The 19,307-nt window shown below is 63.2% G+C and carries 19 protein-coding genes; 9 read left to right on the top strand and 10 right to left on the bottom strand.

Annotated features, from left to right (window positions below; translation table 11 throughout):
- Window positions 1–3 precede the first annotated feature (3 nt).
- Entirely contained in the window at window positions 4–705 is a 702-nt protein-coding gene (locus A7X77_RS26835) for a TetR/AcrR family transcriptional regulator (RefSeq protein ID WP_064685874.1), read from the top strand.
- A 592-nt stretch (window positions 706–1,297) separates the two neighbouring features.
- Window positions 1,298–1,522, top strand: coding sequence for an alkylphosphonate utilization protein (locus tag A7X77_RS26830; protein ID WP_064685873.1), 225 nt, complete (start codon window positions 1,298–1,300; stop codon window positions 1,520–1,522).
- A gap of 34 nt (window positions 1,523–1,556) precedes the next feature.
- Here A7X77_RS26830 and A7X77_RS26825 read toward each other — a convergent pair whose 3' ends face one another.
- The 3 genes from A7X77_RS26825 to A7X77_RS26815 all read right to left on the bottom strand — a co-directional run bounded on the left by A7X77_RS26825 (window position 1,557) and on the right by A7X77_RS26815 (window position 4,030).
- Window positions 1,557–2,363, bottom strand: coding sequence for a transglutaminase-like domain-containing protein (locus A7X77_RS26825; protein ID WP_064685893.1), 807 nt, complete (start codon window positions 2,361–2,363; stop codon window positions 1,557–1,559).
- Between the two features lie 110 nt (window positions 2,364–2,473).
- Window positions 2,474–3,367 carry a transglutaminase family protein gene (locus tag A7X77_RS26820; protein WP_064685872.1) on the bottom strand — a complete coding sequence of 298 codons (894 nt, stop codon included), beginning with the start codon at window positions 3,365–3,367 and terminating at the stop codon, window positions 2,474–2,476.
- 507 nt (window positions 3,368–3,874) lie between these two features.
- Entirely contained in the window at window positions 3,875–4,030 is a 156-nt protein-coding gene (locus tag A7X77_RS26815) for a hypothetical protein (RefSeq protein WP_064685871.1), read from the bottom strand.
- 530 nt (window positions 4,031–4,560) lie between these two features.
- Between A7X77_RS26815 and A7X77_RS26810 the strand changes: the two genes are divergently transcribed.
- Window positions 4,561–4,815, top strand: a complete 255-nt coding sequence (locus tag A7X77_RS26810; RefSeq protein ID WP_064685870.1) for a GlsB/YeaQ/YmgE family stress response membrane protein — start codon at window positions 4,561–4,563, stop codon at window positions 4,813–4,815.
- 79 nt (window positions 4,816–4,894) lie between these two features.
- On the opposite strand, the gene A7X77_RS26805 is transcribed toward A7X77_RS26810, so the two are convergent.
- The gene (locus A7X77_RS26805) at window positions 4,895–5,176 is read right to left on the bottom strand and encodes a hypothetical protein (protein WP_004672489.1); all 282 of its coding nucleotides are present in this window, start codon (window positions 5,174–5,176) and stop codon (window positions 4,895–4,897) included.
- Window positions 5,177–5,395: 219 nt separating this feature from the next.
- On the opposite strand from A7X77_RS26805, the gene A7X77_RS26800 reads away from it, so the two are divergent.
- The 5 genes from A7X77_RS26800 to A7X77_RS26780 all read left to right on the top strand — a co-directional run bounded on the left by A7X77_RS26800 (window position 5,396) and on the right by A7X77_RS26780 (window position 11,067).
- A complete protein-coding gene (locus A7X77_RS26800; protein WP_064685892.1) occupies window positions 5,396–7,288 on the top strand; it encodes a SurA N-terminal domain-containing protein in 1,893 nt (630 codons plus the stop codon).
- A gap of 221 nt (window positions 7,289–7,509) precedes the next feature.
- Window positions 7,510–8,526 (top strand): anthranilate phosphoribosyltransferase, encoded by a 1,017-nt coding sequence (trpD, locus tag A7X77_RS26795; RefSeq protein WP_064685869.1) that lies wholly within the window; start codon window positions 7,510–7,512, stop codon window positions 8,524–8,526.
- A gap of 9 nt (window positions 8,527–8,535) precedes the next feature.
- Window positions 8,536–9,348, top strand: coding sequence for an indole-3-glycerol phosphate synthase TrpC (gene trpC / locus A7X77_RS26790; protein ID WP_064685868.1), 813 nt, complete (start codon window positions 8,536–8,538; stop codon window positions 9,346–9,348).
- Window position 9,349: 1 nt separating this feature from the next.
- Window positions 9,350–9,847, top strand: coding sequence for a cyclic pyranopterin monophosphate synthase MoaC (gene moaC, locus A7X77_RS26785; RefSeq protein ID WP_064685867.1), 498 nt, complete (start codon window positions 9,350–9,352; stop codon window positions 9,845–9,847).
- Window positions 9,844–11,067 carry a molybdopterin molybdotransferase MoeA gene (locus A7X77_RS26780; RefSeq protein WP_064685866.1) on the top strand — a complete coding sequence of 408 codons (1,224 nt, stop codon included), beginning with the start codon at window positions 9,844–9,846 and terminating at the stop codon, window positions 11,065–11,067. The genes moaC and A7X77_RS26780 overlap by 4 nt, the downstream gene beginning before the upstream one ends.
- Window positions 11,068–11,084: 17 nt before the next feature.
- Here A7X77_RS26780 and A7X77_RS26775 read toward each other — a convergent pair whose 3' ends face one another.
- The 5 genes from A7X77_RS26775 to A7X77_RS26755 form a co-directional block, all read right to left on the bottom strand.
- A complete protein-coding gene (locus A7X77_RS26775; protein WP_064685865.1) occupies window positions 11,085–11,744 on the bottom strand; it encodes a class I SAM-dependent methyltransferase in 660 nt (219 codons plus the stop codon).
- 127 nt (window positions 11,745–11,871) lie between these two features.
- Window positions 11,872–13,857, bottom strand: coding sequence for a DEAD/DEAH box helicase (locus A7X77_RS26770; protein WP_064685864.1), 1,986 nt, complete (start codon window positions 13,855–13,857; stop codon window positions 11,872–11,874).
- A gap of 98 nt (window positions 13,858–13,955) precedes the next feature.
- Window positions 13,956–15,812 carry a CHASE2 domain-containing protein gene (locus A7X77_RS26765; protein ID WP_064685863.1) on the bottom strand — a complete coding sequence of 619 codons (1,857 nt, stop codon included), beginning with the start codon at window positions 15,810–15,812 and terminating at the stop codon, window positions 13,956–13,958.
- A 5-nt stretch (window positions 15,813–15,817) separates the two neighbouring features.
- Window positions 15,818–16,336, bottom strand: coding sequence for a FecR domain-containing protein (locus A7X77_RS26760; protein ID WP_064685862.1), 519 nt, complete (start codon window positions 16,334–16,336; stop codon window positions 15,818–15,820).
- Between the two features lie 136 nt (window positions 16,337–16,472).
- A complete protein-coding gene (locus A7X77_RS26755) occupies window positions 16,473–17,618 on the bottom strand; it encodes a citrate synthase (RefSeq protein WP_197486900.1) in 1,146 nt (381 codons plus the stop codon).
- 83 nt (window positions 17,619–17,701) lie between these two features.
- On the opposite strand from A7X77_RS26755, the gene A7X77_RS26750 reads away from it, so the two are divergent.
- Window positions 17,702–18,790, top strand: coding sequence for a citrate synthase/methylcitrate synthase (locus A7X77_RS26750; protein ID WP_064685860.1), 1,089 nt, complete (start codon window positions 17,702–17,704; stop codon window positions 18,788–18,790).
- Window positions 18,791–18,835: 45 nt separating this feature from the next.
- Here the strand turns inward: A7X77_RS26750 and A7X77_RS26745 are convergent, their stop codons facing one another.
- A complete protein-coding gene (locus A7X77_RS26745) occupies window positions 18,836–19,303 on the bottom strand; it encodes an SRPBCC family protein (protein ID WP_064685891.1) in 468 nt (155 codons plus the stop codon).
- Window positions 19,304–19,307 lie beyond the last annotated feature (4 nt).

The following is a 19,307-nucleotide window of genomic DNA, read 5'->3' as shown; positions in this document are numbered from 1 at the left end:
CGCATGGCAGCCAAAGGCGGCGGCGCTCAGGGTAAACGGCCTCAACGGAGAGTTGAGTCGGTCCCGTCCGTGCAGCAGGGGGGCAGTGAACCGGCGCTTTCGATCGAACGGATCGTGGCGACCGCGGTCGAACTGCTGGATGCCGATGGTGTCGACGGATTGAAGATGCGCCGCCTGGCCGAAAGCCTCGGCGCGGGCGCGATGAGCCTCTATTGGCACGTCGACAACAAAGAGGAAGTCTTTGATCTGGCGCTCGACTCGGTTCTCGAATATCGCGGGCCGCCGCCGCGAGGGATCGAGGCTGCGGAATGGCGCGGCGCAATCTTTCATATGCTCGAGGACTGGCGCGCCAGCATGCTGCGCCATCCCTGGTCGGCATCGCTGCTGCCGCGGCGGGCGCTCGGCCCGAACATCCTCAACCGCCTGGAACTGTTGGGCAGGATCTTATCCGATGCCGGCGTCGCCGACGCAGATTTGAACGGCGCGATATGGTCGCTCTGGAACTATGTGATCGGCGCGACCATCACCCGGGCGAATTTCGACCTTTCCGACGACGACATGGCCGCGGCGCAGCAGCGCCTTGCTCACCTCAGCGAAAAATATCCGACGATCGAGCGTGCGCGTCTGCTGCTGGATAATGATTGGGACGGCGCTTTCAGGAAAGGTCTGGATTTCCTGCTTGACGGGCTCGTGCCAAGACAATGAACCGGGCTCAGCCTTTCCGTTGATCTGCACTCCTGGTCAGGAGCTTTGACAATGATCCTGGTTTAATTGAGATTGTCCAGGACCGTCGCCGGCCATGACTTCGCTTCGCCGATTACCCGATGAAATGATCGAGGACTGAAGGTGTGAGGGGCCTCACGATAATAGCGAGTAGACCCAGACGCCGATAGAACCCCAGAAGATCACCGGCGTCAGTACCATTCCTACAACGACAATTTTCGTCACGGCTATAAAACTCCGCAATTCCGCCCCGCCGCGAAAACCTATTGCAGCAACCGAGCGTTTGGTATCGGCACGAAGTCCGGGTCGGATCGGACCTTGGTCGGTTTTGCGCGAGGGGCCACGGCCGGGGGAAGTGATCTGCGTCGCCTCCCCGGCCGGTCTCAATGCCCCGCGGGCGCTCGGCCACGACGGTAAGTCCCAACCGAGATGGCGAGTGCCGCGGCGATCAATGTGGCCGCGACGGAAAAATGATCTGCATGCCCAGGTGAACGGCCTCGGGGCGCGGCAGGGCGGCGGTTGACTATCCCTTGTCGCCGTGATTTCCCCTACCGCATCATCAAGCGAGGACATCATGGCCGAGGATATTATCGTAAAGGACAGCAACGGAAGCCAGCTTCACGACGGCGATTCCGTGACTCTCGTCAAAGACCTGAAGGTCAAGGGCACCTCGGAGACGCTGAAGCGCGGAACCCTGGTCAAGGGAATTCGACTGACCGACAATCCCGGCGAGATCGAGTGCAACACCAAGCAGGTCAAGGGCCTGGTGCTGAAAACGGAATTCCTCAAGAAAGCGTAGGGAACCGCTTACCCGCGGCAATCTTTGTGTGCCTTCACGGCATTTCCTCGGTGATCACCTCGAAGCGGGAGAGTGTGGCCGGGCCGAACGCCGTCGACATGGCGACGTCGGTGGCGTCGCGGCCGGTCGCCATCAATATTCTGCCGATACGGGGTGTGTTGTGGCGGGCGTCGACCGTGTGCCAATGACCTCCGAGAAAGACTTCGAACCAGGCGCTGAAATCCATTGGATTGGGATCGGCTGGAACGCCGATATCGCCGAGATAGCCCGTGCAATATCTGGCGGGAATATTCATGCATCGGCAAAGCGCCATGGCGAGATGGGCGAAATCGCGGCAGACGCCGCTCTTGTCGGTAAAGCCGCCATGCGCGGTCCGGAGAACGTCGGCCTTCTGATAGTCGAAAGTGATGTGGTTATGCACAAAGTCGCAGATCGCCTGCACACGCGCCCAGCCGAGCGGCGTCGACGAGAAGGTTTTCCAGGCAAAATCCGAAAGCCTGTCGGTGTCGCAGTAACGGCTGCCAAGCAGAAAGACGAGCACCTCGTCGGGCAGGTCCTTGATCGCGTGTTGTACGGCCTCGGTCGGCACGACGTCGGGTTGCCCCGTATCGTAAATCTCGAATCTGGTCGAAATCGTCGTCAGCCCGGGCGGAGCGATGATCCGGTTGCAGGCGTTGCCGAAACTGTCGGTATATTCCCAGACTTCGATTGGCCGATCGAATGTCAGGACCTGCTCGCTCAGAAGATCGGCGCGACGGGAGGGGTGAATGTTGAGCACCAGCAGCATTGGCGTCGGCTGAATGCATTCATAGCCCAGATGAAACCCGGCGCGTATCTTCATTGCGGCTTCCTCGTCCTCTCCCCGCATGGGCGGAGGTGAGTATTGAACGCCGATTGCGCTGCCCGGTTCCAGCGGCCGCGCAACTGTCATCCAGCCGCGGCGATCCACCATCAACCCTCTTTTATCCCCGCCTGCTGCGTGGTCACGTTGACCTGCACCGTCATGCTGTCGAAATCCGACCCGTCGCCGTCATAGCTGCCGCTCAAAGGAACAGCCTGGCGAGGATCACGGGCAACGGCCACGCGAATGAGATCGCGGTTGCCGACGATGCCGTTGGTCGGATCGAACTCCGCCCACCCGGCTCCGGGAAGGTAGATCTGGCACCATGCATGTGTGGAGCCGCCACCGAGCACGGTGGAGCCGTCCCGATCGGGTACGTAAACATAGCCGCTGACGAATCGCGCTGCCAGGCCGAGCGTGCGTGCTGCCTCCATCATCAGAAGCGCGAAATCCCGGCACGTGCCGGAGCGAAGATGCAAGGTCTCAAGCGGTGCCTGCGTCCCATGTTCATGGCGCCGCGCATAAACGAAGCTTTCCCGAATGGCATAGCAGAGCGTCATCAGCAGGTGCCCCGTCTCAGTCGGGTGCCCCAGGCGCACAAACCGGCGCGACCAGCGGCCGATCTCATCGCCCGGATCGGGATAGTGGCGCTGCATCGCCGGCGCGAGATCGGCGATTTCGTCCTTGTCGTAGGAGAATGGATAGGTGAGCGCCGCTTCGTCGATTCGAATATCCGGGGCGAGCTGGGGTGTGTGGTCGAGCGTGATCCAGGTTTCGAAACGAAGCTCGGACGACGGCCGCGAAAAATCGACGAGCGCCACGCAATTGCCGAAAACATCGTGGATCCAGCGTACATGGCTTTGCTCCGGATAGGTGGTCAACGACGCCTCGATCAGCCGCTGGTCGAAACTGTCGCGCGGCCGGAACATCAGGCGATGCTCGCCGAAATCAACCTCTCTGCGGTAACGATAGGCCGTGATATGGCGGACGGAGAAAATTGTCATGGCCCGCCACCGGCTGATCTATTCACCCTTACTCCTCCCAAGATGGCGACTCCGTCTCCTCATGAAGCGCCCTTCCCGCTTCCCCGCCTATCCCGATTTCTTGTCATATAAGCAGGTTTGAAAGATTGCTATTGTACGTTCACCGATCGACGGCAGAGCCGTCCAACCTGAGAGGATAACATGTAATGTATATCATCTGGGACGTTCTGACGCTGCTGCTGACCATCGGTTCGCTCTATGGCGGTCGCGAATATCGGATTATTCGCGCCCGTGCCCGCGCCCAGAATTGGGGCAACTTCTAAACCCGATCCTGGCGGTCGCGGCCGGAATCTGTCGGCCGCGTTACGTCGAATGACGCAAAGCCATACGCTTAAAGAAATGCTGTATTAGTCGAGACGGTTTCCATCCGTCCATTCTCTCTGTTATGCCAAGCCCGCCTCACCCCAGGCGGGCTTTTTTTTCATGTAAGCTTGCCGCTCGGTGACGGCTTCAGTTTCGCTGGTGCCGTTACTTCTTGGCGCCGGCCGAGAGCACCCGATGCGTCGCGTTGTCCATTGCGTGGCTGGCCTGCTGTCCATCCTTCTTCAGCCCGTGGGCCGTGTTGCCGCAAGCGGAAAGCGTCAGCAGGCAGAGGCAGGCAAAGGCGATAGCAGCTTTCGACATCGAGTTTTTCCCTGATGGAGCCGAACTCCAGGAAAAATGATGCAGTCCGCGCCAAAATCAATCCGTGCACCAAATCGGGGCAGTGTTCCGACTCCCTATTCCCCTAACGGTCCAGGTTACATCAGGTAAAAACTCCATGAAACGTTGAATTGTTTGCAAATTCACGGTGATATTGCCTGTAAACGGTGTATTTCATCGCCTGTCGCAGTGGGTCATACTAATACATTGGTGGTATTTCCAATTTTACTTAAATATCACTCTTAACTATCAGTTAATAATAATCTTGAGTCGACCGCACATAGGCTTATTCTTTACTCAAAGGGGGAGAGGAAAGAATGTTTAGCAAAAGCCTGATCATGCCTTTCGGCTTCGCGATGCTTGCTGTAGCTGGCCTGCTGTTCCAGCTGATTGCCTACCTTTTGGAGACGCCGGTCACCCTCTTGCAGCCATAATCGCCTAAGTTCCTCCATGAGTGGAACTTTCTGCGGTTTCGTGCTCTCCTGCGAGTCGGTTTACCAGGAGGGATTACCATGGAAGGCGCAGGCGTGGGTTGGATTGCAGCCATCATCATCGGCGGTATCGCCGGCTGGCTGGCGGAAAAAGTCATGAGCAGCAGCATGGGCGTGCTCATGAACATATTGCTTGGCATTGTCGGCGCGATCGTCGCCAACTGGATTCTCGGTCTCTTGCACATTCAGCCGCTGGCCGGCTGGCTGGGTTATCTGATCACCGGCTTCATCGGTGCCTGCCTTCTGATTTTCATTGGCCGCGCCATTCGCCGCTGATGCCCCAGACATAACTGTCAGACATCACTCAAAGCCGGGCGCGCCGTGCGTCCGGCTTTTTTCTGTCCGGAATTCCGTATCAGCGGCGGCTCAGCAGGCCGAAAACATAGGCGATGCCCGCCGTCACCGCGAGCGCCATGATCGGTTCTTCGCGAACCTTGTCGCGCAGCCGTTCCGTCATCAGCGAAGCTTCGTCCGTAACCACCGACTTCGCCCCCTGCCCCAGCGCCCGCACGCTGTCCGTCAGTCTGGACAGATCTTCACGGAGTGCCGTGACCTGCGCCGACAGATCGTCTGCTGCGATATCCGCCTTGACGCGCGCAGCGGTGGACTCGGCGGAAGCGGTTTTCAAATCTGCCATGGTCTGCTCCTGTTTCATGGGATGCCGCTTCAACGAAATGGCGGCCCGAAAGGTTCCGCCGAAGCCGATGTTTTGTTTGCTGTCAACGCCTTGCGCCGCCGCCGCCGCTCTGCGCAGCTTTTCGCGTGACAACCCTTCATTTCCTGTCGGGTTTGGTCTAAGGAACGTCGAATGTCTGCCCGCGCGCGGGTCAATGAATACTGCGAGGTTTGCGTTTCCATGTTCCATTTTCTGAGAAGAGCTGCTCAGACCTGGGTTGCCAAGCTGCTTCTGCTTCTCTTGGTCGCCTCCTTCGGCGTCTGGGGCGTATCGCGTGAGCTGATATCAGGCGGCAACAGCACCACGGTCGTGACCGTCGGCGATCAGCGTGTGGGCGTCAACGAATTCCACCTCGCCTATCAGCGTCAGGTGGCAAGCCTCAGCCAGCAATTCGGCATGCGCCTCACCCCGGAACAGGCCCGTGCCTTCGGCGTCGAACAGCAGGTCCTCTCTCAGCTCATCGCGGGTGCTTCGCTCGACCAGCTCGCCGCAGACATGAATCTCGGCCTGTCCGAGGATCGCCTCGCCCAGCTGATCGGCGATGATCCGGCTTTCAAGGGCGTCAACGGCCAGTTCGACCGCGACCTGTTCGTCTCGCGCCTGCGCAATGCCAACATCCGCCAGGACGATTACATCCAGGAGCGCAGCAAGGTCGCCGTCCGCAGCCAGATCGTCGATGCGGTCTCCAACGGTTTCACCGCGCCGAAGACGCTGTTCGACGCCTTGAAGCTTTATGGCGATGAAAGTCGCAGTGTCGATTACCTCTTGCTGACCAATGCCAATATCGAACCGATCAAGGCGCCGGCCGACGACGTGCTGGCCTCCTGGTTCGAGGGCGTCAAGCAGCGTTACCGCGCGCCGGAATATCGCAAGATCGCCTATCTCAAGCTGCAGCCGGCCGATATCGCCGATGCCGCGACCGTCACCGACGAGCAGGTCCGCGAGGCTTTCGACAAGGGCAAGGATAGCTACCGTACGCCGGAAAGCCGCACCATCGAGCAGCTCACCTTCACCAGCAAGGATCTTGCCGCCGCCGCCGAAACCGCGCTGAAGAGTGGCACCAGCTTCGATCAGCTGGTCTCCGACCAGGGCAAGACGGCAAGCGACGTGCTGCTCGGCGAATTCACTAAGGACAAGGTTCCCGATCAGGCCGTCGCCGATGCCGCCTTCGCGGTTTCGAAGGATGGCGGCACGACGCCGGTTGTCGACGGCTCCTTCGGTCCGGTGATCCTGCGCATCACCAACATCAAGGCGGAAACGGTGAAGAATTTCGACGAGGTGAAGGAGGAGATCCGCAACCAGCTGGCGCTTTCCAACGCCTCTCAGGAAGTCATCAACGTTCACGACCAGATCGAGGATTTGCGCGCCGGCGGCGCCACGCTTGAAGATATTGCCGGCCAGCTGAAGCTCAAAGCCGTCACCATCGATGCCGTCGACGCGACCGGTGCCGACAAGGACGGCAAGGAGGTCAAGGATATCCCCGTCAAGCAGCAGCTGCTCGGCGAAGCTTTCAAGACCGAGGTCGGCGTCGATGCGCCGCCGCTTCCGGTCGACAATGACGGCTATGTCTGGTTCAACGTCCGCGAAATCACGCCGGACCGTGACCGCCCGATCGCCGAAGTGCGCGAGAAAGCCGTTGAGGACTGGACGGCGGAGCAGCAGAAGGCCGAACTCGCCAAAAAGGCCGACGAATTGAAGGCCCAGGCGCAAAAGGGCACCGCCCTTGCCGACATTGCGACGCCACTCGGCATCGCTGTCGAAAGCAAGAGCGGCATCACCCGCTCCACCGACGATCCGGTTCTCGGCCGCGCCGGAGTCAAGGCCGCCTTCTCCGGCCCTCTCGACACGGTGGCGAGCGCTGTCGGCGCCGATCCCTCGACGCAGATCCTGATGAAGGTCACCGAGGTCAACAGCCAGCCGACCGGCGACGTGCTGAACAACCGCGATGCCCAGCTCACCGCCATGGCCAACGCCGCCGGCGATGATATTCTCGATCAGATGGTCAACCTGCTGCAGACGCAGTACGGCGCTGAGGTCAACCAGACGCTCGCCGAACAGACGGCGGCCCGGTAGAACAGGATGATTTCAGGCTCGGTCGGCCCAAAATCTGAATCCTGTTCCAAATTAAAGAGTTAGAGCATGATGCCGCCCGAAAAACCGCTCACACTTTTCGGCACCATGCTCTAGAACAGGATGATTTTAGGCGCGGTGGCCTAATCTGAATCCTGTCGAGTTCAACAGTTAGAGCATGACGTGCCCGATCGCCGCTCCGGTGTCATGCTTTGGGAGGTTTTATGACCGATCTGAAGCCGTTCCTGGCCAAGGCCGCAAGCCGCGAGCCGCTGACGCGTGACGAGGCGCGTGCTGCCTTCGACATCCTGATGTCGGGCCAGGCGACGCCTTCGCAGATCGGCGGCTTCCTGATGGCGCTGCGCGTGCGCGGTGAAACTGTCGACGAGATCGTCGGCGCCGTCACCACCATGCGGTCGAAAATGCTGACCGTCGAGGCGCCGGCCGATGCCATCGACATTGTTGGCACCGGCGGCGATGCCAGCGGCACCTACAATATTTCGACGCTGGCGGCACTGATCGTCGCCGGCGCCGGTGTGCCGGTGGCAAAGCACGGCAACCGGGCGCTGAGCTCGAAATCCGGCGCGGCCGACAATCTGGCTGCACTCGGCGTCAATATCGACGTCGGTCCCGAGATCATTTCCCGCTGCATTGCGGAGGCCAGCGTCGGCTTCATGTTCGCGCAGCTTCATCATTCCGCCATGCGCCATGTCGGCCCGTCCCGCGTCGAACTCGGCACCCGCACCATCTTCAATCTTCTGGGGCCGCTCTCCAATCCGGCCGGTGTCCGCCGCCAGCTGCTGGGCGTCTTTTCGCCGCAATGGTTGGTGCCGCTGGCCGAAGTCATGCGCGATCTCGGTTCCGAATGCGTCTGGGTGGTCCATGGCGACGGTCTCGACGAGATCACGACAACAGGCATCACCAAGGTTGCTGCCCTCGAAGACGGCAAGATCCGCGCCTTCGAGCTGTCACCCGCCGACTTCGGCGTCAGCCCCTGCGTGCTCGCCGATATCAAGGGTGGCGATGGTGTCGCCAATGCTGCAGCGCTTCGCGAGGTTCTTAGCGGCGCGAAAAACGCCTACCGCGATGTCTCGCTGGCCAATGCTGCCGCCTCGCTCGTCATCTCGGGCAAGGTCGAAACGATCCGCGACGGCATGACGCTTGCCGCGCATTCGCTCGACAGCGGCGCCACGGCGCTCGCTCTCGACAAACTCATCGCCGTTTCCAACGATATCGATTAGGATTGCCGTATGAGCGATATCCTGAAGAAGATCGAACTCTACAAGCGTGAGGAAATCGCTGCCGCCAAGGCAACGGTGTCGCTGGCCGACCTGAAGGCAATGCAGGCCGGGCAGTCCGCGCCGCGCGGTTTTTACCAAGCGCTTACGGCCAAGCGTGAGGCTGGCCGTTTCGGCCTGATCGCCGAGATCAAGAAGGCCAGCCCGTCCAAGGGCCTCATTCGTCCGGATTTCGATCCGCCGGCGCTGGCAAAGGCCTACGAAGCCGGCGGTGCAGCCTGCCTTTCCGTGCTCACCGATACGCCAAGCTTTCAGGGGGCGCCGGAATTCCTGACCGCGGCGCGTGCCGCCTGCGCCTTGCCCGCTTTGCGCAAGGACTTCATGTTCGAGACCTACCAGGTCCATGAGGCCCGCGCCTGGGGCGCCGATTGCATTTTGCTGATCATGGCGTCGCTGACCGACGACGAGGCGGAGCGTCTGCAGGACGAAGCTTTTTCGCTTGGCATGGATGTGCTGGTCGAGGTTCACGACGCGCCGGAAATGGAACGCGCGCTGAAGCTCTCCTCGCCGCTTATCGGCATCAACAACCGCAATCTGCGCACTTTCGAAGTCAGCCTGACCGTCAGCGAGACGCTTGCCTCCATGGTTCCTGATGACCGGCTCCTCGTCGGCGAAAGCGGCATCTTCACCCACGCCGATTGCAAGCGCCTGCAGGCCGCCGACATCAATACCTTCCTGGTCGGCGAAAGCCTGATGCGCAAGGACGACGTGACGGCCGCCACCCGCGCGCTGCTCATCGGCGAAGCGGCAATCGCGGCCGAATGAGATGAGCGGCGGTAAGCCCGGCCTCACCCATATCGACGCGTCAGGCGAGGCGCATATGGTCGATGTTTCCGACAAGGCCGAGACGGTGCGCGTCGCCACCGCCGAAGGCCATGTGAGAATGGCGTCGGAAACGCTCCTTCTCATTCGCCAGGGCAATGCCAAGAAGGGCGATGTCATCGGCACGGCCCGCCTTGCCGGCATCATGGCCGCCAAACAGACCGCCAATCTGATCCCGCTCTGCCACCCGCTGATGCTGACGAAGGTGACGGTCGAGATCGCGGAAGACGCGGCCCTGCCCGGCCTGCGCGTCACGGCAACCGCCAAGCTGACCGGCAAGACCGGTGTTGAGATGGAGGCGCTGACAGCCGTCTCCGTCGCGTGTCTGACAATCTACGACATGGCCAAGGCCGCCGACAAGGCGATGGAAATCGGCGGTATTAGGCTGCTCGAAAAATCCGGTGGCAAATCCGGCGATTTCCGTCATCCGGAGGCGAGATGAATCTTCTCCCGGTCACCGAGGCACAGAACCGGCTGCTCTCTCGGGCAAAGCCGGTCACAGCATCCGAGACGCTGCCGCTCGCCGAAGCAGAGGGCCGCGTCCTTGCCGTCGATCTCACGGCAGGCCTGACACAGCCGCCCTTCAATGCATCGGCGATGGATGGCTATGCGCTGCGCCGCGACGACGCGCCGGAGCCGGGTGCTGTGCTGAAGGTCATCGGCACCTCGGCTGCGGGCCACGGCTTCGAGGGAAGCGTCGGTCGCGGAGAAGCCGTCCGCATCTTCACCGGCGCGCCCGTGCCGCCGGGGGCCGACAGCGTCCTGCTGCAGGAGGATGTGGAGAAGATCGAAGGCGGCATTCGAACCAATTTTCCCGTCCAGCAGGGGCAGCATATCCGTCCCCGCGGCCAGGATTTCGTCGAAGGCGAAGCCGTGCTTTCGGCCGGCACCGTGCTCGATTTCTCGCGGCTGACCGTCGCAGCCGGCATGAACCGGCCCGATGTCGAGATTCTCCGGCGCCCGCTGATCGCAATCCTTGCAACGGGCGACGAATTGCTGCCGCCCGGAAGCACGCCCGGCCCTTCACAGATCATCGCATCCAATACGTTCGGTATCGCAGCCCTCGCCCGCAAGGCCGGTGCCGAAGTGCTCGACCTCGGCATCGTCCCGGATGACAAGGCCAGGATCACCGCGGCGATCGATATGGCGCGGGGAGCCAATGCCGATGTCATCGTCACGCTCGGCGGCGCTTCCGTCGGCGATCATGATCTGGTGCAGGCGACGCTGATCGAGGCCGGCATGCAGCTCGATTTCTGGCGCATTGCCATGCGTCCGGGCAAGCCGCTGATGGTCGGCAGCTTGGGCGAGACGCATGTGCTCGGTCTGCCCGGCAATCCGGTCTCGAGCCTCGTCTGTTCGCTGCTCTTCCTGGAACCGCTGATCCGCAAGCTCGCTTCCCTGCCGCCGGTGCGCCGCGAGGCAACAGTGGAAGCGGCCGTCTCCCTGCGCGCCAATGACCACCGCCAGGACTATATCAGGGCGGAACTTTCGAAATCCACCGCCGGAAACTGGCTGGCCGAACCTTTCGGCAAGCAGGATTCCTCGATGATGAAAGTGTTTGCGCAAGCCGATTGCCTCATCATCCGTCCGCCGCACGCGCCGGAACTGCCCGCCGGAGCGCCTTGCCCGGTTATGCTGTTGCGGCCGGATCTCCTAGTATAGTTCAGGCTTCAGCTGCTTCAGGAAAGGAAAAAAACGCCCGCCTGCACCGCCTCGCCGCTGGACCCAGCGCCAAAATCCGAAACCGCATGCGTCGCAATTCGCTGAAGTGCGCCCTGCGGCAGGTAGGCGCGATGGGGATCGCCGATCAGCACCTCGATGCCGGCGGTCTGGCAACGCCGCAGGAAAGCCATCACCCGCACGGCAAGTTCGGGATCGTAGAACAGGTCGCCGACAACGAGGAGATCAGTCTCCTCCGGCGGCGGCTCGTCGATGATATTGGCGGCGACCGCAACGATGCTCACCCCGTTCACCGTCGCGTTAAGGCCGATTGCGGCGATGGCATTGGCATCGACATCAATCGCCGTCACGGCGGCAGCGCCGGCCTTGGCCGCCGCGATGGCGACGAGCCCCGAGCCGGCGCCGAGATCGAGGACGCGGCGGCCGATAACTGCTTCCGGCCGATCGAGCAGATGGCGGGCAAGCACGGCGCCGCCGGCCCAGGGATAGGCCCAATAAGGCGCCGGATCGGCTTCTTCGCGGCCGGCAAGTCGCCAGAGCCCGCTCGCAGGCCCTGCTGTATGCAGCAGGATTTCAGGAATGGCCAGAACGGGTGAGATCGGCAGATTGGCCTGGATGAAGGCGGTCGGATCGGGATGCGGCATGCCGGAGCGTTTCATCGTCGTTGTGCTCCCTGCCCCGCTCTAAATCCAAAGCTTCAGAAATTCTACCGGGCGAGATGCGACGTAGCTTATCGGCCGTCAGACAAAGCCCTCCGCCGGTACGAGCGAAGGGCTGCCGGCGAAATCAGCCGGGCTTCTTCTTCGAAAACTTGTTCTTCGGCCCGGCGCCGCCCTTGCCTTCGTATTTCGGGCGTTCGGATTTGGCGCCTTCGGATTTCCCGCCTTCGAATTTCGGCTTGTCGTATCTGGGCTTGTCGGATTTCGGGCCATCGAAGCCAGGCTTGCCGGGTTTCTTGCTCCAGGGCTTACTATCCCTCTTCTCCCCGCTGACATTCTCGGCCGCAGCATATCCGCCGCCCGAACCCTTGCCGAATTTCTTCTTCGGCCGCTCGTCGCGGAAGTTATCGCCCGGCCGTTCGTCACGCGAAGACTTGCCGGCGTAGGGCTTCTGTGCCGGCGCACGGCTGAAATCCGGTGTACCGGAAAGCCTGGTGACGCGGATGCCGCGTTCGAGCGTCTTGTTCGGCCCGAGCGCCTCTTGGAAACTATCGGCATTCGCTGCGGCGATCTCCACATAGGTTTCCTCGGGCTGCATCTTGATCGCGCCGATCTCCCGTTTCGTCACGTTGCCGTTGCGGCAAAGCATCGGGATCAACCAGCGCGGCTCGGCATTCTGCTTGCGCCCGACCGAAACGGAGAACCACACGCTGGGGCCGAAATCCTCCCGCGGTCCCTTTTGCGCCGGCGCGTATGGCTCTGCATTGTCGCGGCGTTTGCGGCTGCGCTCATCCTGCACGCTAACCTCGATCAGGTCCTCCGGCGCCGAATGATTGGTGCGGTAGAGGCGCAGGAATGCGGCGGCGAGCTTTTCAGCGCCGTGGTTGGCAAGAAGCTGCTGCACCAGCCCCCGCTCTTCTTCCTGCGGAGCGTCGTGAAAAATCGGATCGGCGAGCAGCCGCTCGTCGTCGCGCTCGCTCACCTCCTCGGCCGAGGGCGGCCGCGCCCAGGCGGCCGAAATACCAGCATTCTCGAGCAGGCGCTCGGCCTTGCGCCGTGCATTCAGCGGCACGATCATGGCGCTGATGCCTTTGCGCCCGGCCCGGCCGGTGCGGCCGCTGCGGTGCAGCAGCGTTTCCGGATTGGTCGGCAGGTCGGCATGGATGACGAGATCGAGGCCCGGCAGATCGATGCCGCGGGCGGCGACGTCGGTCGCGATGCAGACGCGGGCGCGCCCGTCGCGCATCGCCTGCAGCGCATGGCTGCGTTCGTTCTGCGTCAGCTCACCGGAAAGCGCCACGACCGAAAAATTGCGATTGTTGAAGCGCGCTGTCAGGTGATTGACAGCGGCGCGCGTCGAACAGAAGACGATGGCGTTGGTCGCCTCGTAATAACGCAGCACGTTGATGATGGCGTTCTCGCGGTCACTCGGAGCCACCATCAGCGCCCGATATTCGATATCGACGTGCTGCTTTTCCTCAGCGGCGGTGCTGATGCGAACCGCGTCGCGCTGATAGCTCTTGGCAAGCTTGGCAATCGCCGCCGGCACTGTTGCCGAAAACATCAGCGTCCGGCGCTCGTCCGGCGCCGAGTCGAGAATGAATTCCAGATCCTCGCGGAATCCGAGATCGAGCATTTCGTCGGCCTCGTCGAGCACGGCGGCCTTCAGCTCCGACATGTCGAGCGCGTTGCGGCGGATATGATCGCAGAGCCGTCCCGGCGTGCCGACGACGATATGGGCGCCGCGTTCGAGCGAATGGCGCTCACTGCGGATGTCCATGCCGCCGACGCAGCTGGCGATCACCGCGCCGGTCATCTCATACAGCCACTCGAGTTCGCGTTTCACCTGCAGGGCAAGTTCACGCGTCGGGGCGATGACGAGGGCGAGCGGGGCGCCGGCATTGCCGAAGCGTTCCCTGCCCTCGAGCAGCGTCGGCGCCAGCGCCAGCCCGAAGGCGACGGTCTTGCCGGAACCGGTCTGGGCGGAAACCAGAGCGTCGGATGCGGCAAGATCAGGATCGAGCATCGACTTCTGCACCGGGGTGAGTTCGGCGTAACCGCGCTTCTGCAACGCCTTGGCGATCGCCGGAACGACGCCGTTGAATTCTGTCATGAGTTCGATCTTTCGGAGCTGTCAGGCGCGAAATGCGCCATGGCCGGAGCCAGCCGGCGGGATATTTGCGCCGTTCCTAGCCGCTCCCGCAGCGATTGTCAAAGCGTGTGGCTGCGCCACAGCCAAGCGTCTATATGGCTTGCCCGGCCGCGCAGCTCCGTTTCCAACGGCCCCTCCATCCGGCCGGCCTGCAGCAGCGCGCTGTCGGGACCTGCAGCACGGACGATTTCGGCGCTCAGCGCCAGCTCGACGCCGTTGCGGGCGGCGACCTCCATCAGCCGGGCGCCGACATTCACCGTGTCGCCCGCCGCCGTGATCTGCTGCCGGTCGCCGGTGCCGAGCCGTGAGGCGACGATCGGGCCGCAATGGGCGCCGACCTTGAAGCCGATCTTCTTCTCGGCAAAGCCCGCATGCGCGCCAAGCCAGGCCCGCGTACGCTCGCAGAGGCCGACCGCGCAGGCGACGGCGCGGGCGGCATCGTCATCGGCCGGCTGCGGCAGGCCGAACAGGATCATTGCCCCGTCGCCCATGAAGCTGGTGATGGCGCCGCCGTGAGAGCGGGCCTCGTCGTCGATGATTTCGAAGAAGCCGCTGAGCACTTCGCTGACCTTGACCGGTCCGAGCGTTTCGCTGAGACCCGTGAAGCCTGAGAGATCGATGAAGATGACGGCGGCGTTCTGACGCACCGGCGTGGCAAGGAAATTGGGATGGCGCGCCAGCCATTCGCCAAGGCCGGGAGCCTCGATGCGCTGCAGGAGCGCGCTCTGCTCGGCGAAATGGCGGGCGCGGCCGCGGTCGTGCCAGAGTTCGACCGCACCGAGCATTAACGCCGGCGGCAGCGCCGCGGCGATCGGCAGCGCCGCACTCAGCCAATAGCCATGAGCAAAGGCCGACAGATTGAGCATGGCCCAGACCACCAGCACCAGCACCATGATGAGATAGCCCGCAGCACTGCGCCGCCAAGCCACCAGCGAAACGAGCAGGAGCGCCAGGCCGATGGCAGTGCCAGCATCGATCAGCCTCATCCGGTGGTCGCGCACCATGCCGTCGCCGGTGACAAGATGGGTGATTGCCGTCGACATCACCTCGACACCGGGCATGACGGGATCGAACGGCGTCGGGAAGACATCGCCGCCGCCGGTGACCGTCGAACCGATGACGACGATGCGGCCTGCCACAGCCGCCGCCGGCAGCTTGCCGTCAAGCGCATCGGCGGCGCTGAAGGTGGTGATGCTGCCGCGTCCGCCATAGAAGGTCACCGGCAGGCGTTGACCGATATCCGTGGGAATACGCAGCGCTCCGAGCATGACGGCACCGCGTTCGATACTGGGATCGACGCCGAGCGCCACCGAGGCGGCACGCAACGGAAAAGCCGGGTCCAGCCGGTCGGCGCTGCGCGAAATCAGCGGAATGAAACGCGGCGTGCCGGTCTGATCGGTCGCGACATTGACGATGCCGACCGCGGCCGCCTCGGCAAAGCGCGGCAGCGGCAACAGAAGCTGGTTTGCCTCGGGGATGCCAGCAAATGGATCCTCGGCGGCATCGGTGACCCGCTGCCTGCTTTGCGCAAAGGTGGCCGCGCCCGCGATGACGGTTGGCCCCTGGCGCAAGGCGGCGGTCAGCGCCGCATCACCTTCCTCCAGCCCCGGATCGACGAGCAGAATGTCGAGCGCCAGGGCTTTCGGATTGCCCGCATTGATCGCGCCGACAAGGCGGGCAAGCGTGGCCCGGTCGAGCGGATAGCCATGGGCGGCGGCGGTGCGGTCATCGATCGCGACGATCGACACGATAGGCGGCGGCTCTCTTGCCCCGACGACCAGGCTGCGGATATCCGCAAGCGTGGCCTCCATCCGGTCGAGAAGGCCGACCTCGCCGTTGAGATTGTGATAACCGAGCGCCGCCCCCCAAAGACCGGCGAACAGCAGCGCGATCAGGGTCAGCAGGCGATGGCTCATGATATTTATTGGCCGAGGCGGGCAAGAAGGGCAGCGACGCGTGGCGCCGGCCAGCGGCGCACGACCAGGGGTTCGGTTGAGCTGGTCACATCGACGCCCTCGCCTGGCGACAGCACCACCGGCTCACCAGCCGGCCGACGGACGGCAACGCTGCCTCCGACCACCAGCACCGAGGTCTTGCCGCCTACGACGTCGACAGCCCACCGCGTGCCGCGCACGGCAGCAATCGCCTGCGGCGTTACCACCTGGAAGCCACCTGTGTGCTGACTGCTGTCGACATCAACGAGAATGGCCTTGCGCCGTAGCGATGCCGAATCGGGACTGCCGTCACGGTTGCGGTCGGTCAGGCGGAAAGACGCGCCGGCTTCTGCCGTCACCTTGACGCCGCCGGGGCAGCTCAGCACCTGACGGGCGTCGGCGTCACGCGATATCGCGCAGCCCGCAGACTGCGCGAAGGCCGCCTCATGCGGAATGAGGCCGGCAGCCAGCGCGGCGACAAACAGGTTGCGAAGCGTCGTATGCATGGAAAGCCCCCGTGACCGCGCGGAGCAGCTTCTGCGAAAGCGCCCGCCAACCGTCTTCTTCCATATCGGCCATGATAGCCGAATTCCGATATTTCCCTAGGCGAAAAAGCGGACCGGTGAGACCACCGGCGAATTCTCAGGGACCGCTTCGCATCTCCGGCGCCGGCCCGGCATAACGCGCGCGCGGCCGGATCAATTCTCCGCTCTCGATCTGCTCCATCGCATGCGCCAGCCAGCCGGTGGATCGGGCAAGCGAAAAAATGATGATCGGCGCCTCTCGAGGCAGCCCGCAGGCGGCGGCCATGGCGGCAAGCGCGAAATCGACATTGACCTTCTCACCGACCATCTCCTCGCCGGTTTCCCGAAGCGCGGCGAATTGCGGCGGCAGGGAAAAATGCGAAAGCAGTGCCAAAGCCCTGATGTCGCCATCGGGATAGAGCGGATGGCCGAAGGCCGAGAGGTGATTGCCCTGGACAAGCGAGCGGCGGATCGCCAGTTCCGGCCCAAGCGCTGAAGATGCCTCGATCAGGGCGTCGACGCCTTGCCAGGCGGCGCCGTGCAGTGGCCCCGTCAGCGTTGCCAGACCGGAGAGCACGGCGGCCGAAAGTGCCGCACCCGCCGAGGCGGCGACCCGCGCCGCAAAGGCCGAGGCGTTGAGTTCGTGATCGGCAAGCAGTACCAGCGCCCGGCGCAGACAATCGGCGGCATCCGGCCGTTCCCAGCTTGACGCCAGCCGCAGATGCAGCGGCTGGGCCGCAGGCCCCGGCGCCAGCGCATCGGCGATGGTGGAGAGAACGCCGTGCGCCTCGCGCCGCAGGGCGGCCTGCGATCGGCCGAGCGATGGCAGATCCGCCGTCACCCGTCCGGCCAGCGCCAGGAACGCAGCCTGAAGCGACGGCGGGCCATTTCCGGCTACCGTGCCCGAGAAGAATGTTTCCGCACCGTTCCAGAGCAGCGCCGCCGTCTCCTCCAGCGTCGCCGCCTCGGCGAAATCGGCGGCATCCCGTCCGCGATAGAAAAGCCGTCCTGCGATGATGGTGGAGATCGCCGAGGCGAGAACCGGGTCACCCCATCGGATCGTCTCGGCAGCAACCGTTTCGGCCTTGCGGCGGCCGGCATGGCGTTCGGCCAGTCGTCGCACGTCGGCGGCCTGGTAGAGGCTGCGGCGCGGGTCGGCGGGATCGGGTTTGGCGCGGATGCGCCCGCGGCTGACATTGGCGTAAAGCGTCTGCGGCTTGGTCTTCAGCGCCTGCAGCGCCTCTTCGGCAGTCAGCCACGGCATCGGAGCCTCATATTGATCAATTGCATCAAGATTGACGTCAATGAGACTAGGTCGGATCATCCTTGTCGTAAAGGAGAAACAATATGAAAAACGGCTTGGAAGACGTCATCGCCGCCGAAACGCAGCTCTCGGATGTCGATGGCGAAGCGGGGCGGCTGATCATCCGCGGCGTATCGCTGGATCATCTCGTCGCGGGCGGAACCTATGAGGGCGGTGCCGCCCTGTTGCTGGATGGCCTGATGGAGCGGAGCTTCAATGAAGCGGAATTGCGCGGCTGGCTGGCGAAAGCGCGAACGAAAGCCTTCGTCCATATCGAGGCCGCCGACGCCGCCCTGCTCGCACTGCCGCCGGTCGATGCGATGCGGGCGCTGATCGCCCGGCTGCCCGATGGCGACGATTTCGACACCGCGCTCGCCCTTCTGGCAGCGCCCGCGGTCCTCCTGCCCGCGGTTCTCAGGCTGCAGTGCGACCAAAAGCCGATCGCGCCCGACGCCGCACTGTCGCAGGCGGCCGATATCCTGCGCATGCTGACTGGAAAATTGCCGAGCAAGGAGCAGGTGGCCGCGCTCGATACCTATCTCGTCACGATCTCGGACCACGGCCTCAACGCCTCGACCTTCGCATCGCGGGTGATCGCCTCGACCCAGGCCGGCCTCACCTCTTCCGTGCTGGCGGCGCTGAGCGCGCTGAAGGGACCGCTGCATGGCGGCGCGCCCGGGCCCGTCCTCGACATGCTGGATGCCGTGGGAACGGCAGAGAATGCCGGCCGTTGGCTCGGCGGGGCGCTCGATCGCGGCGAAAGGCTGATGGGCTTCGGCCACCGCATCTACCGCGTCCGCGATCCGCGCGCCGATGCGCTGAAAGGTGCGCTGAAGCCGCTGATCACGTCAGGACAGGTGGACAGCGCCCGCAGTGCGCTCGCCCAAGCCGTCGAGGCCGCCGCATTGGCGATCCTGAAGGCGCGCAAGCCGGACCGGCCGCTCGACGTCAACGTCGAATTCTACACCGCCTTGCTGCTCGAAGCCCTCGGCTTCCCGCGGGAAGCCTTTACCGGCGTCTTTGCGATCGGTCGAACGGTCGGATGGCTGGCGCATGCCCGCGAACAAGCGCTCGACGGTCGGCTGATCCGCCCCCGTTCGGTCTATGTCGGACCGCTTCCGGCCGCAGCCTGACGCTTGGATTCGGCGGCGGGGCATGTCCTGTATTGGCCGCCGATCTCAACCACCGACGAAAGTGGCAAGTTTGCCGAGCGTCAAGCGGCAACCTTCTTCATTGTCTTCAAGCCGAATGCCGGCGGGAATGTTCTCGCAGACGATCGTTACGTCGGTGCCGCCGTCAGCAGGCGACAAGATCGTGCTGACGGTCATCTCGCCTGAAAATCCCTCGTCCTCGGAATCGAATACGGTCGCCCACACGATCCGTTCGTCAGGCACGAGTCTGGCAAAACGGCCCTCGAATCTGTCGGTCTTGTCGGAGGTTTTTCCCGGCTGTGATGCCTCGTCGTCGGGGTAGACGAGCGACATGCTAAAGGCACCGCCTTCCCGGCCTTCGAAGGCGTGGACAATGCCGGTCATCGAACCGGGGGGAAGCCATGTAGCGACGGCTTCCGCATCGAGAAAGGCACTGTAGATGCGCTCGCGCGGCGCGGCGATGAAGCGTGAGACTGTTGTGCTGCGGGCTGCCATGCCG

The organism is Rhizobium bangladeshense (assembly GCF_001662075.1).
Classification (GTDB): Bacteria; Pseudomonadota; Alphaproteobacteria; order Rhizobiales; family Rhizobiaceae; genus Rhizobium; species Rhizobium bangladeshense_B.
This window is presented reverse-complemented; position numbering and strand designations above follow the sequence as displayed.

Bases quoted from the DNA above. Each gene is read 5' to 3' on its own strand.
- A7X77_RS26760 (WP_064685862.1), bottom strand. From the start codon at position 16,336: ATGCATACGACGCTTCGCAACCTGTTTGTCGCCGCGCTGGCTGCCGGC.
- A7X77_RS26815 (WP_064685871.1), bottom strand. From the start codon at position 4,030: ATGTCGAAAGCTGCTATCGCCTTTGCCTGCCTCTGCCTGCTGACGCTT.
- moaC (WP_064685867.1), top strand. From the start codon at position 9,350: ATGAGCGGCGGTAAGCCCGGCCTCACCCATATCGACGCGTCAGGCGAG.
- A7X77_RS26830 (WP_064685873.1), top strand. From the start codon at position 1,298: ATGGCCGAGGATATTATCGTAAAGGACAGCAACGGAAGCCAGCTTCAC.
- A7X77_RS26750 (WP_064685860.1), top strand. From the start codon at position 17,702: ATGAAAAACGGCTTGGAAGACGTCATCGCCGCCGAAACGCAGCTCTCG.
- A7X77_RS26755 (WP_197486900.1), bottom strand. From the start codon at position 17,618: ATGCCGTGGCTGACTGCCGAAGAGGCGCTGCAGGCGCTGAAGACCAAG.
- A7X77_RS26820 (WP_064685872.1), bottom strand. From the start codon at position 3,367: ATGACAATTTTCTCCGTCCGCCATATCACGGCCTATCGTTACCGCAGA.
- A7X77_RS26775 (WP_064685865.1), bottom strand. From the start codon at position 11,744: ATGAAACGCTCCGGCATGCCGCATCCCGATCCGACCGCCTTCATCCAG.
- A7X77_RS26765 (WP_064685863.1), bottom strand. From the start codon at position 15,812: ATGAGCCATCGCCTGCTGACCCTGATCGCGCTGCTGTTCGCCGGTCTT.
- A7X77_RS26745 (WP_064685891.1), bottom strand. From the start codon at position 19,303: ATGGCAGCCCGCAGCACAACAGTCTCACGCTTCATCGCCGCGCCGCGC.
- A7X77_RS26780 (WP_064685866.1), top strand. From the start codon at position 9,844: ATGAATCTTCTCCCGGTCACCGAGGCACAGAACCGGCTGCTCTCTCGG.
- A7X77_RS26770 (WP_064685864.1), bottom strand. From the start codon at position 13,857: ATGACAGAATTCAACGGCGTCGTTCCGGCGATCGCCAAGGCGTTGCAG.
- A7X77_RS26810 (WP_064685870.1), top strand. From the start codon at position 4,561: ATGGAAGGCGCAGGCGTGGGTTGGATTGCAGCCATCATCATCGGCGGT.
- trpC (WP_064685868.1), top strand. From the start codon at position 8,536: ATGAGCGATATCCTGAAGAAGATCGAACTCTACAAGCGTGAGGAAATC.
- A7X77_RS26825 (WP_064685893.1), bottom strand. From the start codon at position 2,363: ATGAAGATACGCGCCGGGTTTCATCTGGGCTATGAATGCATTCAGCCG.
- A7X77_RS26800 (WP_064685892.1), top strand. From the start codon at position 5,396: ATGTTCCATTTTCTGAGAAGAGCTGCTCAGACCTGGGTTGCCAAGCTG.
- trpD (WP_064685869.1), top strand. From the start codon at position 7,510: ATGACCGATCTGAAGCCGTTCCTGGCCAAGGCCGCAAGCCGCGAGCCG.
- A7X77_RS26835 (WP_064685874.1), top strand. From the start codon at position 4: ATGGCAGCCAAAGGCGGCGGCGCTCAGGGTAAACGGCCTCAACGGAGA.
- A7X77_RS26805 (WP_004672489.1), bottom strand. From the start codon at position 5,176: ATGGCAGATTTGAAAACCGCTTCCGCCGAGTCCACCGCTGCGCGCGTC.